At 54.7% G+C, this 19,860-nt stretch carries 17 protein-coding genes; 9 read left to right on the top strand and 8 right to left on the bottom strand.

From position 1 onward, the window contains the following. Positions 1 to 48 precede the first annotated feature (48 nt). Positions 49 to 867, bottom strand: a complete 819-nt coding sequence (locus tag A8O29_RS01355) for a protein bax (RefSeq protein WP_125352138.1) — start codon at positions 865 to 867, stop codon at positions 49 to 51. A gap of 315 nt (positions 868 to 1,182) precedes the next feature. Here A8O29_RS01355 and A8O29_RS01350 point away from each other — a divergent pair, with 315 nt between their 5' ends. After that, positions 1,183 to 3,213, top strand: a complete 2,031-nt coding sequence (locus A8O29_RS01350) for an alpha-amylase (RefSeq protein WP_125352136.1) — start codon at positions 1,183 to 1,185, stop codon at positions 3,211 to 3,213. Positions 3,214 to 3,369: 156 nt separating this feature from the next. After that, positions 3,370 to 4,626 (top strand): valine--pyruvate transaminase, encoded by a 1,257-nt coding sequence (avtA, locus tag A8O29_RS01345; RefSeq protein ID WP_133461572.1) that lies wholly within the window; start codon positions 3,370 to 3,372, stop codon positions 4,624 to 4,626. Between the two features lie 63 nt (positions 4,627 to 4,689). Here avtA and A8O29_RS22845 read toward each other — a convergent pair whose 3' ends face one another. Both A8O29_RS22845 and A8O29_RS01335 read right to left on the bottom strand, forming a co-directional pair. Then, positions 4,690 to 6,606, bottom strand: coding sequence for a methyl-accepting chemotaxis protein (locus tag A8O29_RS22845; RefSeq protein ID WP_125352134.1), 1,917 nt, complete (start codon positions 6,604 to 6,606; stop codon positions 4,690 to 4,692). Between the two features lie 195 nt (positions 6,607 to 6,801). Further along, positions 6,802 to 7,200, bottom strand: a complete 399-nt coding sequence (locus tag A8O29_RS01335; RefSeq protein WP_125354699.1) for a winged helix-turn-helix domain-containing protein — start codon at positions 7,198 to 7,200, stop codon at positions 6,802 to 6,804. Between the two features lie 512 nt (positions 7,201 to 7,712). Here A8O29_RS01335 and A8O29_RS01330 point away from each other — a divergent pair. Both A8O29_RS01330 and A8O29_RS01325 read left to right on the top strand, forming a co-directional pair. Continuing rightward, positions 7,713 to 8,501, top strand: a complete 789-nt coding sequence (locus tag A8O29_RS01330) for a winged helix-turn-helix domain-containing protein (RefSeq protein ID WP_168713870.1) — start codon at positions 7,713 to 7,715, stop codon at positions 8,499 to 8,501. Further along, a complete protein-coding gene (locus tag A8O29_RS01325; RefSeq protein WP_125354697.1) occupies positions 8,488 to 8,955 on the top strand; it encodes a hypothetical protein in 468 nt (155 codons plus the stop codon). The genes A8O29_RS01330 and A8O29_RS01325 overlap by 14 nt, the downstream gene beginning before the upstream one ends. Before the next feature lie 3 nt (positions 8,956 to 8,958). Here the strand turns inward: A8O29_RS01325 and A8O29_RS01320 are convergent, their stop codons facing one another. Then, positions 8,959 to 9,780 (bottom strand): helix-turn-helix domain-containing protein, encoded by an 822-nt coding sequence (locus A8O29_RS01320; RefSeq protein ID WP_125354696.1) that lies wholly within the window; start codon positions 9,778 to 9,780, stop codon positions 8,959 to 8,961. Positions 9,781 to 10,029: 249 nt separating this feature from the next. Here A8O29_RS01320 and A8O29_RS01315 point away from each other — a divergent pair, with 249 nt between their 5' ends. Next, positions 10,030 to 11,430, top strand: a complete 1,401-nt coding sequence (locus tag A8O29_RS01315; RefSeq protein ID WP_125354695.1) for an MFS transporter — start codon at positions 10,030 to 10,032, stop codon at positions 11,428 to 11,430. A 10-nt stretch (positions 11,431 to 11,440) separates the two neighbouring features. Continuing rightward, a complete protein-coding gene (locus A8O29_RS01310; RefSeq protein WP_125354694.1) occupies positions 11,441 to 13,396 on the top strand; it encodes a glycoside hydrolase family 127 protein in 1,956 nt (651 codons plus the stop codon). Positions 13,397 to 13,502: 106 nt separating this feature from the next. On the opposite strand, the gene A8O29_RS01305 is transcribed toward A8O29_RS01310, so the two are convergent. From A8O29_RS01305 to A8O29_RS01295, 3 genes are read right to left on the bottom strand one after another with little or no spacing between them, the layout of a single operon-like run. Continuing rightward, positions 13,503 to 13,994: an REP-associated tyrosine transposase gene (locus tag A8O29_RS01305; RefSeq protein ID WP_125354693.1), complete on the bottom strand. Its 492-nt coding sequence runs from the start codon at positions 13,992 to 13,994 to the stop codon at positions 13,503 to 13,505. 59 nt (positions 13,995 to 14,053) lie between these two features. Continuing rightward, a complete protein-coding gene (locus tag A8O29_RS01300; protein WP_125354692.1) occupies positions 14,054 to 14,461 on the bottom strand; it encodes a type II toxin-antitoxin system HicB family antitoxin in 408 nt (135 codons plus the stop codon). 15 nt (positions 14,462 to 14,476) lie between these two features. Next, positions 14,477 to 14,662 (bottom strand): type II toxin-antitoxin system HicA family toxin, encoded by a 186-nt coding sequence (locus tag A8O29_RS01295; RefSeq protein ID WP_125354691.1) that lies wholly within the window; start codon positions 14,660 to 14,662, stop codon positions 14,477 to 14,479. 279 nt (positions 14,663 to 14,941) lie between these two features. Here A8O29_RS01295 and A8O29_RS01290 point away from each other — a divergent pair, with 279 nt between their 5' ends. From A8O29_RS01290 to A8O29_RS01280, 3 genes are read left to right on the top strand one after another with little or no spacing between them, the layout of a single operon-like run. Then, positions 14,942 to 15,397: a MarR family transcriptional regulator gene (locus A8O29_RS01290; RefSeq protein ID WP_125354690.1), complete on the top strand. Its 456-nt coding sequence runs from the start codon at positions 14,942 to 14,944 to the stop codon at positions 15,395 to 15,397. Positions 15,398 to 15,422: 25 nt separating this feature from the next. Next, positions 15,423 to 16,601 (top strand): HlyD/EmrA/EmrK family protein, encoded by a 1,179-nt coding sequence (locus tag A8O29_RS01285; protein ID WP_125354689.1) that lies wholly within the window; start codon positions 15,423 to 15,425, stop codon positions 16,599 to 16,601. 10 nt (positions 16,602 to 16,611) lie between these two features. Continuing rightward, the gene (locus A8O29_RS01280; protein WP_125354688.1) at positions 16,612 to 18,153 is read left to right on the top strand and encodes a DHA2 family efflux MFS transporter permease subunit; all 1,542 of its coding nucleotides are present in this window, start codon (positions 16,612 to 16,614) and stop codon (positions 18,151 to 18,153) included. A 113-nt stretch (positions 18,154 to 18,266) separates the two neighbouring features. On the opposite strand, the gene exaC is transcribed toward A8O29_RS01280, so the two are convergent. Further along, positions 18,267 to 19,805 (bottom strand): acetaldehyde dehydrogenase ExaC, encoded by a 1,539-nt coding sequence (gene exaC / locus A8O29_RS01275; protein WP_125354687.1) that lies wholly within the window; start codon positions 19,803 to 19,805, stop codon positions 18,267 to 18,269. Positions 19,806 to 19,860 lie beyond the last annotated feature (55 nt).

The following is a 19,860-nucleotide window of genomic DNA, read 5'->3' as shown; positions in this document are numbered from 1 at the left end:
ACGCCTTCCGATGGAAGGCGTTTTTTAGCGGTATCAGGGAGAGCGTGATTACATATGAGCGGCAATCAGGCGCTGATTATCCTGGTACATACTGAACAAGAAGTTATTGTAGCTCGACCCGCGAGTCGAATAGCCTTTCAGCTTGTGGATCATCGCACTGGCCGTGACTTCCTGGTCCGTTTTACGCAGCTGCGCACGGGACTTACGGAATGATTTATAAGCCGGATGCGTGTTCAGGTTCACCACATAGGCATCTACAGACTCTTTGACTGAGTCAAAGTGCGAGTAGCCTTTCACTTTGCCAGCGCATTTGCCACGACCACACTTCATGCCAAACAGATTGTTGTTGTTACGTGCGAGCTTCGACGTACCCCAACCACTTTCTGCTGCGGCCATGGTCGCAACCATGCTGCCAGGAATGATGTCTACGCGCTCAAGCAGCGAGTTCCATGGAATTTTACGCGTATTCCCGGACCAGCTGATTTTGTAGCGTTTAGTGATACCTTTCAGGCGCGAACGCTCTGTCGGCGACCAACGACCCTCGTACTGCTTGGAAACAAGCCAGTTACGATCGGCGGTGATTGCTGCATTTTGACTGGTAATATAAGGCATTACGGTCCGGAGAAACGCTTTTTTACGAGGTGTTCCGGAAGGGTATTTTCGCAAATCAGGAAGTGAACTACTCTTTGCACTATTGCGAGAATACTCTTGTTTACTGCTTACCTTGGTACTACTACTTGTCTTTATTACCGGGGCTTTGTGACTCGTTGTTGCTGTGTGCGTTGTTGCTAGCACCCCACCTGAAAATAAACCGGTGAGTAACATGAGTATCGCGGCCCCATATCGTCGAATGGGAGTCGATATCATTAGGTCTCCTGGTCGGAAATAATCATTCCAACGCCTTGAATTATTCACATAACTGCGAAATGAATCGCGAATGATAGCAAAAATACCCCGGCAGCGCATCCTAAGATATAAGCAAAATCCTAAACGAGGTTCTGCACGAAGGGCATTCTTTCGCTTCATAAGCCTGAAATTCAACGCTTAATCGCAGAAATTCCTGTTCTCATTAGAGGCAGATCACTCACCCTGCGACGTCCTCCCCTGGAATGCCAATGAAGGAGGAGGGATAACGCCGTGACGGCTGGCAAAATGCACTAAAACTGACTTCAGGTGAACGCGATGAAACTTGCCGCTGTTGTACTGCTTCTGCTGCCCGGTGCCGCCCTCGCAGGCTGGACCGCCCCGGATTTCCCTGCATTCAAACCTGAAGGCAGTGGGACGTTTGTCAGTCAGAAAACGCTGACGAAGGGTACACATCCGTTGACGTTACATCTTGACCAAGAGTGCTGGCAGCCCGCTTCGACGATAAAATTAAATGAAATGCTGTCGCTTGAGCCTTGCCACGGCGATGCCCCGCAGTGGCGACTGTTTCGCGACGGCGAGTACACGCTGGCGGTGGATACCCGCTCAGGCACGCCAACGCTGATGCTGAGCGTCAAAACCGAGGCTGCGGCCACCGCCAATGTGGAAGTCCGTCAATGTCCGCGCTGGGACGGTAATCCGCTTACGCTCAATGTCAGCAAGATCTTCGCAGAAGGCAGCACGGTCCGCGATTTTTACAGTGGGAAAATCGCGACGGTGAAAGAAGGCAAAATCACGATGCAGCCAGCCGACGGCAGCAACGGCCTGCTGTTGCTTGAAAATGCGCAAACTCAGCAACCCGCCGCGTTCGACTGGCATAACACCACGGTCTATTTCGTATTGACCGACCGCTTTGTGAACGGCAATCCGGATAACGACCATAGTTACGGCCGGCACAGCGATGGTTTGCAGGAGATCGGCACCTTTCACGGCGGTGATTTGCAAGGGCTCGCCAGCAAACTCGATTATCTCCAGCAGCTCGGGGTCAACGCGCTGTGGATTAGCTCGCCGCTGGAGCAAATTCACGGCTGGGTCGGGGGCGGCACCAAAGGGGATTTCCCGCACTACGCCTATCACGGCTATTACCCGCAAGACTGGACAAAACTCGACGCCAACATGGGCAACGAGGACGACCTGCGTCATCTGATAGACGAAGCGCACAAGCGCGGCATCCGCATTCTGTTTGACGTGGTGATGAACCACACCGGATATGCCACACTGGCCGATATGCAGGCATACCAGTTTGGCGCCCTCTATTTGCAGGGCGATGCGCTGAAGAAAACCCTCGGCGAGCACTGGACCGACTGGAAACCCGGCCCCGGCCAGACCTGGCATAGCTTTAACGATTACATCAACTTTAGCGATAAAACGGCGTGGGCAAACTGGTGGGGCAAGCCGTGGGTCCGCACCGACATTGGCGACTACGACAATCCCGGCTTCGACGATTTAACCATGTCGCTGGCCTTCCTGCCGGACCTCAAAACCGAGTCCACCGCCGTTTCTGGCCTGCCGGTGTTTTATCAGCACAAACCGGATACCAAAGCCGTTGCCATTGCGGGTTACACGCCGCGCGACTATCTGACGCACTGGTTGAGCCAATGGGTGCGCGATTACGGTATCGACGGTTTTCGAATTGATACCGCCAAACACGTCGAACTTCCGGCGTGGCAGCAGCTAAAAACACAGGCCACCGAGGCGCTGGCAGCGTGGAAGAAGGCCAATCCGGGGAAATCACCTGGCGATGGCGAATTCTGGATGACCGGTGAAGCCTGGGGCCACGGCGTGATGCAGAGTGCGTATTATCAGCACGGCTTCGACGCGATGATTAATTTCGATTATCAGGACCAGGCGGCGAAAGCGGTGAATTGCCTGGCCAATATCGATACCACCTGGCAGCAAATGGCTGACAAATTGCAGAACTTCAACGTACTGAGCTATCTCTCTTCCCACGACACGCGATTGTTCCGCGAGGGTGGCAGCGAGGGCGCGGAACTGTTGTTGCTCGCGCCGGGTGCAGTACAGATATTTTACGGTGACGAATCCGCCCGTCCGTTTGGCCCGACCGGCTCCGACCCGTTGCAGGGCACGCGTTCGGACATGAACTGGCAGGATGTCTCCGGGAAAGAGGCCGCCACCGTCGCCCATTGGCAGAAACTCGGCCAGTTCCGCGCGCGCCATCCGGCGATTGGCGCGGGCAGCCAGACCACGCTCACCTTGCCTCAAGGCTACGGTTTTGTGCGCGAACATGACGGCGATAAAGTGATGGTGGTGTGGGCCGCAAAACCCTGACCGGATGATGCTCCGCGCGCCGAACAGAGCGATCGTCCGGCGCGAACATTAAATGCAGAATAAATCACCAAATCAGAAATGCTTCACCGGTTTGCACCTCGCTGGCGCAGGGGTTATGGTTAGCCCCTCCCCAGAAGACCTACAGAACACCTGCATATGACTTTTTCACTTTTCGGCGACAAATTCACCCGTCATTCCGGTATCACCCGCCTGATGGAAGATCTCAACGATGGACTGCGGACGCCAGGCGCCATCATGCTCGGCGGCGGCAACCCGGCGCAAATTCCGGAGATGAACGACTACTTCCAGAATCTGCTGGCAGACATGCTGGAAAGCGGCAAAGCGACTGAAGCGCTGTGTAATTATGACGGCCCGCAGGGCAAAACCGAACTGCTGGCCGCCCTGTCGACCATGCTGCGTGAAGAGCTCGGCTGGGATATCGGACCACAGAATATTGCACTGACAAATGGCAGTCAGAGCGCGTTTTTCTACTTGTTTAACCTTTTCGCAGGCCGCCGCGCCGATGGAACCACCCGCAAAGTGCTGTTCCCGCTGACGCCGGAATATATCGGTTATGCGGATTCAGGCCTTGAAGAAGACCTGTTTGTCTCCGCGCGTCCGAATATCGAGCTGCTGCCAGAAGGCCAGTTCAAGTATCACGTCGACTTCGAGCATCTGCGCGTCACCGACGAAACCGGAATGATCTGCGTTTCGCGCCCGACTAACCCAACGGGCAACGTCATTACCGACGAAGAGTTGCTGAAACTCGATGCGCTGGCCAATCAGCACGGTATTCCTCTGGTCATTGATAACGCTTACGGCGTGCCGTTCCCGGGCATTATCTTTAGCGAAGCGCGTCCGCTGTGGAACCCGAACATCGTGTTGTGCATGAGTCTGTCGAAGCTCGGCCTGCCGGGCAGTCGCTGCGGCATTATTATTGCCAATGAAAAAATCATCAGCGCAATCAGCAATATGAACGGCATTATCAGCCTCTCCCCTGGCGGTATTGGCCCGGCGATGATGTGCGAAATGATCCAGCGAAAAGACCTGCTGCGCCTGTCAGAAACGGTTATCAAACCGTTCTATTACCAGCGCGTTCACGAAACGATTGCCACTATTCGTCGTTATTTGCCGGAAGAACGCTGCCTGATCCACAAGCCAGAAGGCGCTATTTTCCTGTGGCTGTGGTTTAAAGACCTGCCGATAACCACTGAAATTCTGTACCAGCGCCTGAAAAAGCGCGGCGTACTGATGGTGCCTGGCGACTTCTTCTTCCCTGGGCTCGATAAACCGTGGCCGCACACGCACCAGTGTATGCGCATGAACTACGTGCCGGACCCGGAGAAAATCGAAGCGGGGGTCAAAATACTTGCCGAGGAAATTGAAAAAGCCTGGCAGGAAAGCGGCTGTTAAATAATGTTGGCCCTGAAAACTCGGGGCCAACACTTCACCCCTCCCGCAGGAGGGGCGGGAAAATCAGAACGCGCTCCAGTTATCTGCTTCTTTGGCAGACGAAAGCGGCTTTGCCAGGACCGCCGTTGCGCGGCGCGGCTTAGCCATCGGTTCGCTGGAAAGTCTGAAAACGGACACCGACTCCTCAAGCTTGATCGCTTGTTCTTCCAGGCTGTTCGCTGCGGAAGAGGATTCCACCACCAGCGCGGCGTTCTGCTGCGTGGTGGTGTCCATTTCCGCCATCGCCTGAGCGATTTGCGAAATACCCCGGCTCTGCTCATCGGTCGCCGACGCAATCTCGTTCATGATGTCTCGCACCTGACCGACCGACGTTTCAATATCCGCCATCGCTGTCCCGGCCTGTTCAACCAGCTTGAAGCCGGTATCGACAATGCCGACCGACTCTTTGATCAGCGTTTCAATTTCCTTCGCCGACTGGGCGCTGCGTTGAGCAAGATTGCGCACTTCACCGGCCACTACCGCAAAGCCTTTCCCCTGCTCGCCCGCTCTGGCCGCTTCAACCGCGGCGTTCAGCGCCAGAATGTTGGTCTGGAAGGCAATGCCGTTTATCACCGTAGTGATTTCTGAAATGCGATGGGCGCTGCCCTGCACAGAACGCATGGTGTCCACCACCGCTCGCGAGACTTCGCAGCCCTGGCTGGCCTTTTCCGCCGCCTGCTCAGAGAGCTTCCGCGCCTGAACGGCGTTCTCAGCGTTCAATGCCACGGTGGACGTCAGCTCCTCCATGCTGGCCGCGGTTTGCACTACCGCCGCGGCCTGCTGTTCGGTCCGTGAGGAAAGGTCGATATTCCCCCGCGCTATCTCTGTGGAGGAATGCGCCACGTTCGCCACCCCTTCACGGACATCGTGAATAATGCCTTTCAGATTGGTATTCATCAGACCCATGGCTCGCATCAGCTTCCCGAGTTCATCGCGGCGTTGGCTCTCAACGGAATGGGTCAGATCGCCATCGGCAATACGCTCCGCCAGCGTCAGGGTTTCCTGCAAAGGACGGGTAATGGCACGGGTGATAGTCCAGGCCAGCAGCACGCCGATGATGATACCCAGAGCCGCAACCAGCTGCATCGTCCACTGCATCTGATGGACAATCGCTTCCACCATGCGTTCCTGAAGCGTGCGCAACGCATTAATGGATTCTGTCAGCTCATTGGCGCGAACGAGTAATTTGTCCGACGCGGCATTCAGCTGACCCCAGGCCTGCTGGTAAGGCGCCAGGGTTTCAATATATTGATTGAACGACAGGATGGCCGTACCGACAATCACGCGCTCTTTTTCCGGCAGCCATGGCAGCATCTGTTGGGCGTGAAGAACCCCTTCTTCCAGGCGCTGTTTCATGCGAGTAAGTCCGGCTGCGTCAGGTTTAAGCTTGTAGTCCGTCAGCCGCGAGTCGATATCGTTGAACAGGAAAGCCAGCTGAGCCGCCTGGAATTTTTGATCAATGCTTAAGGCATCCGTGGTGCTCAAGGCGGCAATAATGCGGGAGTCATCGCAAATGGACGCCGAGTTCAGCTGCTTTTCAGCATCAATCTTTTGCTTCATGGCGGTATTAAACGGTGTGCGCTCCGCGATGTAACTGTCCACCGCATTGCCCGTTCTCTCAACCATTTTCCCTCCCTCCACCGACCATGAAAACGTTTTCAACTCGGCCAATACCGTCGCCATTTTGTCGATAGCCGCGCTACTTTGTTGCAGATATTGCGGATCGCCGGTGTATTGATAATTGGTACGACTTAATCGGGCATCAAAAAGATCGTTAATCAGCGCACCGCTGATTGCGCCTTTGGTGACCTTGTCCTGAATATTTTTCAAACCCAGAATACTGGTCAGAAGAATGGCTATCATTAAGGCAATGATCACCACAAATCCTGACGTCAGCTTATTACCTATTTTCAGATTTAAGAAAAAAGATGAAATTTTCATAGCATGACCTGACTTAATAGTAGAGATACTGTCGACCCTGATGAAAATTCAAAAGGGTGAGATTCGCCAATCCATTGGCTTTCCATAAATCAAAACGACAAAAAGCAGATAAAAAAAATCCCTGGATAGGGCATATCCAGGGAAAACGTGTCAGGAAGACATCACTCTCCCACGTAACCTTTAAAATTCTTTTGGCTATTCCGTCACTTCATTTTCAATAAAATAAACAGGACGAATAGTCTCATCAATAACCCGATAGCCCGCCCCTTTGAAATAGCTAATAAAGTCACTGGGCAAGCCGATTAATTCCAGTTTCTTACTTAAATTATGAAACACCTGCCATAAGCGCTGTGAGGAACAACTCAAGTCGTTCTCCTCCCAAACCTTTCTGATCAGTTCATCTTTGCTGACCGGACGCTGACGAGCGTGCTTCATCAGATAAAGGAAAAGCTCAAGCATCGTTTTATTCAAACTGATGGCGACGAACACAATACATTTATCAGCGTGTCGGGACGGTAAGCGATAGAGTCTTTGATTAATAATATCAAAGTGAATGTCCTCACCTATGATAAAGCCATGTAACTGATAGTCCATTCGGGCAACCTGAAAAATGTTAAGGACTACTCGCACCAACACACCTTTTACTATTTCATTACAAAGTGTATGGACTAATATAAATCAACGCATGAGACTTTCAATATCCGTGCGAAGATGAACATTCAACTACTCCTGGCACACAAAACCAGAATATAAATATGCTTAAATAAAAATACTAAACATAAAACACCATAAGAAACGCAAAAGTGAAGACACTCCTACTTTTAAGTTGAACTACGTCAACAACTCAAAACAAAACCGCATATTAATCCTATTTTGCAGTTTAATATTCCAGGCATCAGCGTTATCGCACGGCACAGCACTATACTGCTGATAAGTCACAGAGGACTAAAAACCCCGAAACAGACAGTGGTTTGATGCGTTGCAGCATAAGGGAACAACGACGAAAAAAGGGAGTGAAGTTAGCTGATCTGTGGTGATTCAGATTTTTAGTTGTATAAATTCATAAGATTACGTTACACATGTGGCCCGCTGAAAACATGAGAAAAATGTACTTAATCAACCAGATAATCTTATTCAACCCGGATGATTGCAGCCTGACGCCGCGAAAGAGCTGGCCATCGGGCCGGGTGAAGCTGCATGCACCTGCCGCCGAATGCTTGCAAGTTCTGCTCGCACAGAACGGGCTGCCCGTCTCGCAAAAACTCCTCTTCAACCAGGTGTGGGAAAAGAAAGGGGCGGTGGTATCGACCAACACGCTCTATCAAAGCATCGCCTCTATCCGTAAAGGGCTCAAAGCCGTCGGGCTTGAAGATGAGATAATCCGCACCCTTCCCAAGCACGGATTTCAATGTAACGCCTCCGTTCAATGCGGCGAGCTAGCGGATTTTATACCACCCGCCACCGCGACAATTGCGCCCTCGTTACCGGAGTCGCCAACAGTCACTGCTGTACAAACGCGCCCGTCATTAGGGCAAAAAATACACACACGGTACGGGCTGATTATCGGGGGCATTATCGCGGTGGCGATGCTTACTACCGTTATTTATCGGGAAAACAGTACCGACGCATTGCTACCGGTTCCCTATTATCCTGCGGGTCAAATAGAAAACTGTGAAATTCACTCCTCATGGTCCGGTAAGGAATATAGCCAGACGGTCTTCAATGAAATACGACGTCGTGAACCGATTGACTGTCGCAAAAAACAGCTCGTATATCTCACCATCAATCGCTTCCAGGTCGGATCGTCACTTATTCTCTGTGATGCCACTATGGAAACCAAAGGAGTCCAATGCAAGGCTGTTATATTAAGGGAGGATATAAATGAAAATAAATAGCCGCCTGATGATAATCGCCCTGCCGCTGATTGCAGCGACTGTTTGCATCGCTTATATGCAATTGACGGCGTGGAAACAAACCCATTTCACCTGCGAGAGTCAGCTTTCTATCGTCGATGCAAATGGCAGTGAAGACATTATTATGCACTTTCGCTTTATGGGAAAAACAGGGCATTTGGAAACCCGGGGGAAATATATCACCAAAAAAGGTGAGGGAACGCCGACCAGTAATCGAGTCGATTTTACCTTCTGGCGCGAGGGCCATTCATTAATTATGGTCTCTAATGAAACGAATCAGCTGCCAAAAATCCCTCTGCCGGTACTCAATAATACGCCGGACTTCTTTACATCGCGGGAGCGCGGCCTCCGTTTACAGGTGATACAAAAAAATCCAACCGGATATTTGTTTTTGTATATGGGCACGCCTGCCGTGTATTGCACCGTACCTGGATAAACCTCAACCGGAATTGATATGTTCTTTGCAATAACGCCGCTTCCACGCCGCCGGAGTCAGGCCGGTATGTTTACGAAATATCTGCCTGAAATAGCCGGTATCGCTAAACCCACAGCGGCTGGCCACGTCCTTTAACGACGGTGAATCGCTGATCAGCAGTTTTTCCGCCGCCATCACCCGCTGGCGATGGAGCGCTTCGGTCAGGGTTAAACCGAATGTGCGTCGGTAAACGCGACCAAGATAATCCGCGCTGCAATGCAGTTCTTTCGCCAGCTGCGAGGTAGAAAGCGGCAGGTGATACTGCGTGCGCAGCGTCTGTTGGGCGCGATAGGCCAGCGCCACGCCAGGGCTTTCGCTCGCACTTTCCTGCAATCTCGCCGCTGAAAGCTGCTGGAGGATCAGCAACAAAATGCACTCCAGCGCGATGCTGCGATGCACATTTTCTTGCTCGTTCAGGAACTGGCGGAACAGCGAGATGATATACGACGGAGAACTCACGCCCGTATGCTGCGGAATGCTCAGCAGCGTCTGGCGCAACGCGGTATTCAGCGTCTCGTCGAGCCAGTCAAAATGCAGCCAGTAAAATTTAAGGTCTGCCGGAAACTCCCCTTCACCCACGTGCCGACACCCCGGGCGCAGCAGCAGGCTTTCGCCCGCCTGAACGTTAAACAGGCGCCCTTCTTCACGGATCCTGAACTCGCCGCGCTCGACGAACACCAGCTCCCAGGAGTTCAGTTTGCGTGCCGGGTGGCTGCCCACGCCGCGCGAAATAAACAGCCCACCGTTCTGCACGCGAATCGGAAATGCTATGGATAATTCAATCATGGATATTCACTTTTTCGCTTTTTAGCGGGAAATAACGACTTCTTGTCTTTGATTATTAACCAAAAATAGCCACCCTACCGGATCATGATCACACTTTGCGCATCAGGTCGGAATCGTCATCTTTTTCTACTTTCCCCTTCCCTTGTTGGGCGCGAAATTCCAGGCAGAATGGATCAGGTACCTTGCAAAACACACAATAAGCCCGCCCAAAAGCGGGTCATGCACCCTGACCTACGTGAGGCGTTTTCAATGACTTCTGCTCCGATTACGCAAACCGAACTCGCACAACAAACCGCCAACGAGGCGCTGTCGACGCGAGAGAAAATCGGTTACGGGCTGGGCGATGCCGGTGGCACCGTCATCACCTGTCTGATCATGAACTTTTTGACCTTTTTCTATACCGACGTTTTCGGCCTGACTCCCGCGCTGGTCGGGACATTGTTCATCGCCCTGCGCGTCTTTGACGCCATTTCGGACCCGATAATGGGCGTCATCGCCGACCGTACCCAAAGCCGCTGGGGGCGCTTTCGCCCATGGCAGTTGTGGATTGCGGTGCCGATTGGCCTCATCGGCGTGCTGACGTTCACCGTGCCGGATGTCAGCATGAACATGAAAATTCTCTGGGCGTTCGGCACTTATCTGCTGCTTTCGGTGAGCTATACCGCCATCAACGTACCGTACTGCGCGCTGATCAACACCATGACCACGCGTCATTCCGAAGTGCTGGCCTGCCAGTCCTGGCGCTTTGTGCTGTGCGGCGTGGCGGGCTTTTTGGTCTCCGTCGGGCTGCCGTGGCTGGTGTCGGTGCTTGGCAAAGGCAACGTCGCGCACGGCTGGCAGATGGGCGTCAGCATTCTGTGTACGGTGGCGGTGGTGATGTTCCTGTGCTGCTTCTTCTGGGTGCGCGAGCGCGTGCCGCTGGGCACCATGGGCCAGTTTACGCTCCGCCAGCACGTTGCCGGGCTGCGTAAAAATGACCAGTTGCTGCTGATGCTGGTGATGTCCTTCCTGCTGATTAACGTGTTTAACATCCGCGGTGGCGGCTACATGTACTTCATCACCTATGTGTTACAAGGCAGCACCGCGTATACCTCGCTGTTTTTTACGATGGTGACATTCGCGTCCATTCTTGGCTCGATCCTCGTCAATCCACTGACGAAACGCGTCGATACGGTGAAACTTTACTATTACACCAACCTGGTTTTGGCCGTGTTAGCGGTAGCGATGTGGTTCCTGCCCGTCGGCCCGGCGTGGCAGACGCTGTGGCTGGTCGTCATTCTCGGTAACGGCATCATTCTGGGCTTCACCCTGCCGCTGCACTTCGGGCTGATGGCCTTCGCCGACGACTACGGCGAATGGAAAACCGGCGTGCGTTCATCCGGCATGAACTTCGCCTTTAACCTGTTCTGCATCAAGCTCGCCTGGGCGTCCAGCGCGGGGATTGTCAGCCTGGTATTTATCTTCGTCGCCTATCAACCCGGCGCCGGGAACCAGACCGCGGCCTCGCTACACGGCATGACCGCCATGGAAACGCTGCTGCCTGCGGTGTTCCACCTGCTGCTGGCCTTCACTCTGCGCACCTGCAAACTCAATAACCCTATGATGTCGCGCATCGCCACCGACCTGCGTGTGCGCCATGTTCAGTCTTAAGGAGAACGTTATGTCTGTGATGGAAGTCGACCTGCATAAGCTCAAAGTCAGCGACCCGTTTCTCGGTCAGTACCAGCAACTGGTGCGTGACGTGGTTATTCCCTATCAGTGGGATGCGCTGAATGACAGGATTGCAGAAGCCGATCCAAGCCACGCCATAGAGAATTTCCGTATCGCCGCCGGGCATTCGCAGGGTGAGTTTTACGGGATGGTGTTTCAGGACAGCGACGTCGCAAAATGGCTGGAAGCGGTGGCCTGGTCGCTGTGCCAGAAGCCGGATAGCGAGCTGGAAAAGACCGCCGATGAGGTAATTGAACTGGTTGCGGCCGCCCAGTGCGAAGACGGCTATCTCAACACTTACTTCACCGTCAAAGCGCCAGAGGAACGCTGGACTAACCTCGCGGAATGCCACGAGCTGTATTGTGCCGGACATATGATTGAAGCCGGCGTGGCCTTCTTCCAGGCCACCGGCAAGCGCCGCCTGTTGGACGTGGTGTGCAAACTCGCCGACCACATTGACCACGTTTTTGGCCCCGGTGAAAACCAGCTGCACGGTTATCCTGGGCATCCGGAAATTGAACTGGCGCTGATGCGGCTGTTCGAGGTCACGCAGGAACCGCGCTATCTGCATCTCGTGAATTACTTCGTCGAACAGCGGGGAACGCAACCACATTACTACGATATCGAGTACGAAAAACGCGGAAAAACCTCGTACTGGAATACTCATGGTCCGGCGTGGATGGTGAAAGATAAAGCCTACAGCCAGGCGCATCAGCCGCTGGCAGAACAACCGACGGCCATCGGTCACGCGGTGCGTTTTGTGTACCTGATGACTGGCGTGGCACACCTGGCGCGGCTCAGCAATGACGAAGCGAAGCGCGAGGATTGCCTGCGTCTGTGGAACAACATGGCTCAGCGCCAACTGTATATCACCGGCGGGATTGGCTCCCAGAGCAGCGGCGAAGCGTTCAGCTGCGATTACGACCTACCCAATGACACGGTGTACGCCGAAAGCTGTGCCTCCATTGGCCTGATGATGTTCGCCCGACGGATGCTGGAGATGGAGGCCGACAGTCAATATGCCGACGTGATGGAGCGCGCGCTGTATAACACCGTGCTCGGCGGCATGGCCCTGGACGGGAAGCACTTCTTCTACGTGAATCCGCTGGAAGTGCATCCGAAGTCGCTGAATTTCAATCACATCTACGACCACGTGAAGCCCGTCCGCCAACGCTGGTTCGGCTGCGCCTGTTGCCCACCGAATATCGCCCGCGTGCTGACGTCGCTGGGGCATTACATCTACACGCCGCGCGAAGATGCGCTATACATCAACCTGTATGTCGGCAATAGCGCTGAAATCGCGGTCGGCGACGAAACGCTGCGTCTGCGAATCAGCGGGGAATTTCCGTGGCAGGAAAAAGTCACCATCGCCATCGACTCTGCCCAGCCAGTGCAGCATACGCTGGCGCTGCGTCTTCCGGACTGGTGCGACGCGCCGCAGGTTTCACTCAACGGCGTGCTGGTGACGAGCGAAGCCCGCAAAGGCTATCTGCACATCAACCGCCGCTGGCTGGAAGGCGACACCCTGACGCTCACGTTCCCGATGCCGGTTCGCCGCGTCTACGGCAACCCGCTGGTGCGCCACGTCGCCGGAAAAGTCGCGATTCAGCGCGGTCCGTTGGTGTACTGCCTCGAACAAGCAGACAACGGTGAGGAACTGCATAACCTGTGGCTGCCAGAAAACGCCACGTTCACTGCGTTTGACGGCAAAGGCTTGTTCGCCCACAAAGTGCTGATTCAGGCCGAAGGCGTAAAACAGACCTCCGCCAAACCGGAGCAGCAATCGCTCTGGCATTACGATCGCTCGCCCGCCACTCGCCAGACCCAGACGCTGACCTTTATCCCGTGGTTCTGCTGGGCCAACCGCGGCGAAGGCGAAATGCGGATCTGGGTGAATGAGGGGTGATTGCGCCACGCCCGGCGGCGCAGGCTTGCCGGGCCTACAAACCCAATGGACGCATATCCCAAACCGCATTTTCGTAGGCCCGGCCAGCGTCAGCGCCGCCGGGCAGTTACCCCCGCTCTCCGGCATTTAACTCGCCAACGTCTCCCGTCCAGTTCAACGGATAAATCCCGCGATGCACGTCACGATGAAATGTGGAAAACGGCCACGCCTGCACCTGCTTCACCAGCCCATGCTTTAACGGGTTGATGTAGATGTAATCCCTATGTCGGCAGTAATCCTGTTCGTCGCGGATGGTGTGCTCCCAAAAACGAGGCTGCCATTTCCCACACACGCCTAAATCACGGGTAAACCTCTTTTTGATATCCCGCCAACGGCCAGAAAAATCACAATCATCTTCCGGTAATGTCCAGAGACAATGCATATGTTCGGGAAGGACCACCCAGGCATCAATGTGAAAGGGTTTACGTCGTTTGACCTGCGCAATCGCTGCCCTTAACAACGCAATCTCACGTACCAACAGGTCGCTGTGCCTGTCCTTGAGAGTGACGGTGAAGAACCACGTACCGCCGTTGATATAGTTGCGTCGATAGTTTGACATTGCCTACCCTACTTTCTTGCCCGGCGGCGCAGGCTTGCCGGGCCTACAAAACCTCATGTTCACCCCAGCAGCACCCGGCGTGCGGCTTCGGCGAGAAATGCGCTGCGGTTGCTGAATCGCGGATGTTCGAGAACAAAGCCATCAATTTTTGCGAGTAGTCGCCGTGGCAGGGTGATGTTGATCCGCTCTGCTCGTCCGTCAAATTGATTCATATTGATATCCACCAGCAGCCACTGCCCGCCGCTGAAATCCTCCGGCTGCCGCTCAAGGTGATGTTCAACCGCGTCAGGATTCGGGATGACGTCCTGCATCTCACACAACGTCTCGAAATGGGCCGTCAGTGCGCTTCGGGCATCCTGAAACGCCGCGTCGAGAGAATCCCCCGCAAAATAGCAACCGGGAACATCAGGGAAAAAGCCGCTGGCGCTTCCGTCGGCGTCAGAATGGATATAAGCGGGATAAAACATGGTCGCTCCTGAAATTTAGTGTTTGAGCCCTGCTTGACGCCAGATTTGCATTAGCGTTCCAGGCTTGATGTCTTTTTTCGGATGGGGAACCGTGACCAGCCCAGGCCGTTCGGGATGACAGAATTGATGATGACTTCCCCTGGTGCGCTTCTCAATCCAGCCGTTTTTTTTCAGAATCCCTATCACTTCCGCACTGGTCACATTATCTTCCCTCGACAATTATACACACCATACACACCGCATCAGTTACAGACATCACGATATCGCACGTCAGGCTCCTGAGCAGGCAGTGAATTGTCATTCGGGAAGAGGCTACGCAATAAAGTTGATGGGTGATGCAAGCGACAGGAAGTTCTACAGCCGTGCACGCAAAACGGGAGCGGTGCGGTGTTTGTCAATCTGTGTGCTTTACACTGACATTTATTGACAATAGTTGACCTGGCAGTAATCATTAATTTAATTACTGACCAGGCAGCTATCATGACATCCGCAACAGCGACCTCCGACAAAAACCTGCATCTGGGTTTGCTTTTCCATCTGGCAAACCAGTTCAAAGACCAGCTTATCAGTCACTATTTTTCCGGTGCCGGGGTGACCGCGCCGCAATTTAAGGTGCTGATTAATATCTTTAAAGGGAACATCAGCCCGGCAGAAATCTGCAAGAGTTTGCAGATGGATACCGGCGCCATGAGCCGCATGGTGGAAAGGATGGTCAAGCACGACCTGATTGAACGTCATCCTAATCCGCAGGACAAACGTCAGGTGATCCTGGCCCTGACGGAGAAAAGCCAAACCCTGTGTGAAACGTTTCAGAATGAAGCACTTAACACCATCATGGCTGATTTAACGGCCCGTCTGACGCCCGAAGAGTCTCAACAGCTGAAAGACATTCTTATCAAAATGCTGCCGGACGAATTCACGGCTCCCCATCGCTAAGCACAAGCCAAAGGCCTTTATCACTATGGAAAACACCGCTCCGGACACGACCCCACGTCCCAGCAAACGCAAACGCAATTTCGCCATTTTATTGCTGATCCTGATCCTGGCCGCCGCAGGCTGCCTGGCGTGGTATCTGCTGTATTCCCGTTTTTATGAGTCAACCGACGACGCCTACGTCAACGGTAACCAGGTCACGCTGACCCCGCAGATTGCCGGGACGGTCACTCAGGTGACGGTCGATGAAGGCGACTTCGTGCAGAAAGGCCAGCCGCTGGTTCTGCTTGACCCGAGCGATACCGAGATTGCCTTGCAGCAGGCCGAAGCCGACCTCGCCAGCACCGTGCGTCAGGTTCGCGGTTTGTACAGCACGGCCGATAACTATCGTGCGCAGGTAGCAGCCAAAAAAGTCGCGCTGCAAACCGCGCAAAATGACTATAACCGTCGACAGAAAATCTTCGCCACTGGCGCGATTGCGGCGGAAGAGCTGTCCCACTATCGCGATGCGGTTACCAGCGCGCAGAGCGATTTAACCGCCGCTCAACAGGCGTTGAAAACCAATCAGGCGATGGTCGATGACACGGTGATCGACAGCCATCCGGAAATTAAAACCGCCGCCGCAACCCTGCGCCTGCGCTACCTGGACAACTCCCGCAGCACCATTGTGGCCCCGGTGAGCGGCTATGTGGCGAAACGCGCGGTGCAGCTCGGGATGCGAGTGACGTCCGGCACCACACTGCTGTCGATCGTTCCGCTGAAAGAGGTGTGGGTCGATGCCAACTTTAAAGAGAGCCAGATGCAGGATATGCGCCTCGGCCAGAAAGTGACGCTGAATGCCGATCTGTACGGCGACGACGTGCAGTATCACGGCACGATCGAAAGCCTGGGGATTGGGACCGGCAGTGCGTTCTCGCTGCTGCCTGCGCAGAACGCCAGCGGGAACTGGATCAAGATTGTGCAGCGCCTGCCGGTGCGCATTGCGCTCGACGAGCATGACATGCAAAAGCATCCGCTGCGCATTGGTTTGTCGATGAACGTGCAGGTCGATATTCGTGACCTCGACGGCCATCTTCTGCCGCAAAAAACCGTCAGCGAGCCGCGCTTTACCACCGACGTGTACAACACACCGATGGAAGCCGCCGACAAATTGGTCGCCAAAATTCTGCATGACAACAGCAGCGCCGTAGCCTCCGCGCAGCGCTAGGAGAGCAGTGATGTCAGAACCTAAGGCCGCTTATACGCCACCGAGCCTGATCCTGGCGACGCTGGCGTTGTCCCTGGCGACGTTTATGCAGGTGCTGGATTCCACCATCGCCAACGTGGCCCTGCCGACGATTTCCGGTAACCTCGGGGTGAGCTCAGATCAGGGGACGTGGGTTATCACCTCCTTTGCGGTGTGTAACGCCATCGCCCTGCCGCTGACCGGCTGGTTTACCCGGCGTTTTGGTCAGCTTCGGCTGTTCATCGCTTCGGTGGTGTTTTTCACCCTGACCTCGTTCCTGTGCGGCTTCGCCCACAGCATGACGGAGCTGATTATCTTCCGCGCGCTGCAGGGTTTTTGCGCCGGGCCGATGTTCCCGATGTGTCAGACGCTGCTGTTGGTTATCTTCCCGCCGATGAAGCGAAGTATGGCACTGGCGCTGCTGTCGATGGTGACCGTGGTTGCGCCGATTGTCGGGCCGATCACCGGCGGCTGGATTACCGATAACTACTCCTGGCCGTGGATTTTTTACATCAACGTGCCGATCGGGATTTTTGCCTCGATTGTGGTCTGGACGCAGCTTCGCGGTCGCGAAGAAACCACGCAGTCGTCGCCTATCGACTACATCGGGATCATGCTGCTGGTGCTGGGCGTGGGCCTGTTGCAGGTAGTGCTCGATAAAGGCAACGATGAAGACTGGTTCTCGTCTACGCCGATTATCGTGATGTCGATTGTGTCCGCCATCAGCCTGATTTCCTTTGTGATGTGGGAGCTGGGCGATAAGCATCCGATTGTGAATCTGCGCCTGTTTAAGGACCGCAATTTTGCGATTGGTACGCTGTCGTTGATGCTCGGTTATGCCGCGTTCTTCGCCATTAACATTATTCTGCCGCAGTGGCTGCAAACGCAGATGGGCTATACCGCCATCTGGGCCGGGCTTGCCGCCGCGCCGATGGGCTTTTTACCGCTGCTGATGACGCCGATTATCGGGCGCTACGCCACCCGCGTGGACCTGCGTATTCTGTGTTCGCTGTCGTTCCTGACGATGGGCGCGTCCTGTCTGATGCGCGCGCAGTTCAGTACCGATGTGGATTTCCGCACCATTGCGGGCGTGCAGATGTTTATGGGGATTGGGGTGGCGTTCTTCTTTATGCCGCTGACAACCATCGTGCTGTCGAATCTACAGGGCAACGAAGTGGCGGAAGGTTCTGGCCTGGCGACATTCTTCCGCGTGCTCGGCGGCTCGTTTGCCTCCTCGCTGACCACCTGGATTTGGCAGCGCCGCGAAATTTTCCATCACGCCAACCTGGCGGAGAGTGTGTCGCAATACAATCCGGCGGCGGTGGATTATGTGCAGAAGATGGGCGGCCCGACGCAGCAGCACTTCGCGCTGATCGACAAAACCATCGAACAGCAGTCGTACATGATGTCGACGATTGATTACTTCTGGCTGCTTGGCTGGGGCTTTATGGGGTTGATCGTGATTATCTGGTTCACCCGCCCGCCGTTTGTGAAATCCGGCGCACCGAGTGCCGCCGCGTCAGCAGGTCATTAAGACAACAGAAATGCCCGGTGGCGCGATGCTTACCGGGCCTACGCGTTATGTGTAGGCCCGCCGGGCATTCTCTCGTAGGCCCGTGCAAACGCAGTGCCGCCGGGCGTTTCTCGTTAGAACAACCCTAACGGTTTATCGGAGTAACTCACCAGCAGACATTTGGTTTGCTGGTAATGCTCGAGCATCATTTTGTGGGTTTCACGGCCAATCCCTGACTGCTTATAACCACCAAACGCCGCGTGGGCAGGATAGGCGTGATAGCAGTTGGTCCACACGCGTCCGGCCTGAATGCCGCGCCCCATTTTGTACGCCAGATTCCCGTTGCGGCTCCAGACGCCCGCGCCCAGCCCGTATTGGGTATCGTTGGCTATCGCCAGCGCCTCTTCCATGGTTTTGAACGTCGTCACGGACAGCACCGGGCCGAAGATCTCCTCCTGGAACACCCGCATGTTGTTTTTGCCAAACAGGATCGTCGGCTCGAGGTAGTAACCCTCTTTCAGATCGCCGTCGAGCAGTTTGCGTCGCCCGCCGGTCAGCACGTCCGCGCCCTCTTTCTTACCGATATCAATGTAGTTGAGGATGGTGTCCATTTGTCCGCTGGAAACCTGCGCGCCCATTTGCGTCACGCTGTCGAGTGGGTTGCCGCTGCGGATGCTTTCCACCCGGCGAATGGCCCGTTCCATAAAGCGGTCGTAGATGGATTCATGCACCAGCGCACGGCTCGGGCAGGTGCAAACTTCGCCCTGGTTAAAGGCAAATAACGCCAGCCCTTCCAGCGCTTTCTCAAAGTAGGCGTCCTCTTCGTCCATCACGTCGGCGAAGAAGATGTTGGGTGATTTGCCGCCGAGTTCCAGCGTCACCGGAATGATGTTCTGGGTGGCGTACTGCATGATTTGCTGGCCGACTTCCGTCGAGCCGGTAAAGGCCACTTTGTTGATGCGTTTTGAGGTCGCCAGATATTCGCCGATTTCACCACCCGCGCCGTTGACCACGTTAACCACGCCCGGAGGCAGCAGGTCGCCGATAATTTCCATCAGCATTAATACCGACAGCGGCGTCAGGCGGGCAGGTTTGAGGATCACGCAGTTCCCGGCGGCCAGCGCTGGCGCCATTTTCCAGCTCGCCATCAGCAGCGGGAAGTTCCACGGAATTATCTGCCCGACCACGCCCAATGGTTCGTGGAAATGATAGGCCACGGTATCGCTGTCGACTTCGCTGATCCCCCCTTCCTGCGCGCGAATACACGAGGCGAAATAGCGGAAATGGTCAATCGCCAGCGGCACGTCGGCGGCGGTGGTTTCGCGGATTGGTTTGCCGTTATCCCAGGTTTCCGCCGTCGCCAGGAGCTCGATATTTTGCTCCATGCGATCGGCAATTTTGAGCAGAATGGCGGCCCTGTCCTGGACAGAAGTTTGCCCCCATTTGTCTTTGATTTTGTGCGCTGCATCCAGCGCCAGATCGATGTCTCGCGGCCCGGATGACGCGACTTCACACAGCAACTGCCCGGTGACGGGGGTCAGGTTTTTGTAGTACTCGCCGTCACTCGGTGCGACCCAGTTGCCGCCGATAAAGTTGTCGTAACGCGCTTTTAGCTTGAGGGGAAAACCATAAACGCCGGGTTGAATGCCCGTGGCGGGAGGATTGTTGGTCATTACCGTCTCCTTGCAGTGAGGTGTCCTGTAAGGGTAGACGCGGCTGGCGATTTCT

Origin of the sequence: Scandinavium goeteborgense (assembly GCF_003935895.2) — a bacterium.
Lineage (GTDB): Bacteria > Pseudomonadota > Gammaproteobacteria > Enterobacterales > Enterobacteriaceae > Scandinavium > Scandinavium goeteborgense.
The sequence above is the reverse complement of the archived record's forward strand: the minus strand, read 5'-3'. Positions and strand labels throughout refer to the sequence as shown.

Excerpts from the sequence above, each read along its gene's own strand:
- A8O29_RS01355 (WP_125352138.1), bottom strand. The coding sequence starts at position 867 with ATGATATCGACTCCCATTCGACGATATGGGGCCGCGATACTCATGTTA.
- A8O29_RS01350 (WP_125352136.1), top strand. The coding sequence starts at position 1,183 with ATGAAACTTGCCGCTGTTGTACTGCTTCTGCTGCCCGGTGCCGCCCTC.
- avtA (WP_133461572.1), top strand. The coding sequence starts at position 3,370 with ATGACTTTTTCACTTTTCGGCGACAAATTCACCCGTCATTCCGGTATC.
- A8O29_RS22845 (WP_125352134.1), bottom strand. The coding sequence starts at position 6,606 with ATGAAAATTTCATCTTTTTTCTTAAATCTGAAAATAGGTAATAAGCTG.
- A8O29_RS01335 (WP_125354699.1), bottom strand. The coding sequence starts at position 7,200 with ATGGACTATCAGTTACATGGCTTTATCATAGGTGAGGACATTCACTTT.
- A8O29_RS01330 (WP_168713870.1), top strand. The coding sequence starts at position 7,713 with ATGTACTTAATCAACCAGATAATCTTATTCAACCCGGATGATTGCAGC.
- A8O29_RS01325 (WP_125354697.1), top strand. The coding sequence starts at position 8,488 with ATGAAAATAAATAGCCGCCTGATGATAATCGCCCTGCCGCTGATTGCA.
- A8O29_RS01320 (WP_125354696.1), bottom strand. The coding sequence starts at position 9,780 with ATGATTGAATTATCCATAGCATTTCCGATTCGCGTGCAGAACGGTGGG.
- A8O29_RS01315 (WP_125354695.1), top strand. The coding sequence starts at position 10,030 with ATGACTTCTGCTCCGATTACGCAAACCGAACTCGCACAACAAACCGCC.
- A8O29_RS01310 (WP_125354694.1), top strand. The coding sequence starts at position 11,441 with ATGTCTGTGATGGAAGTCGACCTGCATAAGCTCAAAGTCAGCGACCCG.
- A8O29_RS01305 (WP_125354693.1), bottom strand. The coding sequence starts at position 13,994 with ATGTCAAACTATCGACGCAACTATATCAACGGCGGTACGTGGTTCTTC.
- A8O29_RS01300 (WP_125354692.1), bottom strand. The coding sequence starts at position 14,461 with ATGTTTTATCCCGCTTATATCCATTCTGACGCCGACGGAAGCGCCAGC.
- A8O29_RS01290 (WP_125354690.1), top strand. The coding sequence starts at position 14,942 with ATGACATCCGCAACAGCGACCTCCGACAAAAACCTGCATCTGGGTTTG.
- A8O29_RS01285 (WP_125354689.1), top strand. The coding sequence starts at position 15,423 with ATGGAAAACACCGCTCCGGACACGACCCCACGTCCCAGCAAACGCAAA.
- A8O29_RS01280 (WP_125354688.1), top strand. The coding sequence starts at position 16,612 with ATGTCAGAACCTAAGGCCGCTTATACGCCACCGAGCCTGATCCTGGCG.
- exaC (WP_125354687.1), bottom strand. The coding sequence starts at position 19,805 with ATGACCAACAATCCTCCCGCCACGGGCATTCAACCCGGCGTTTATGGT.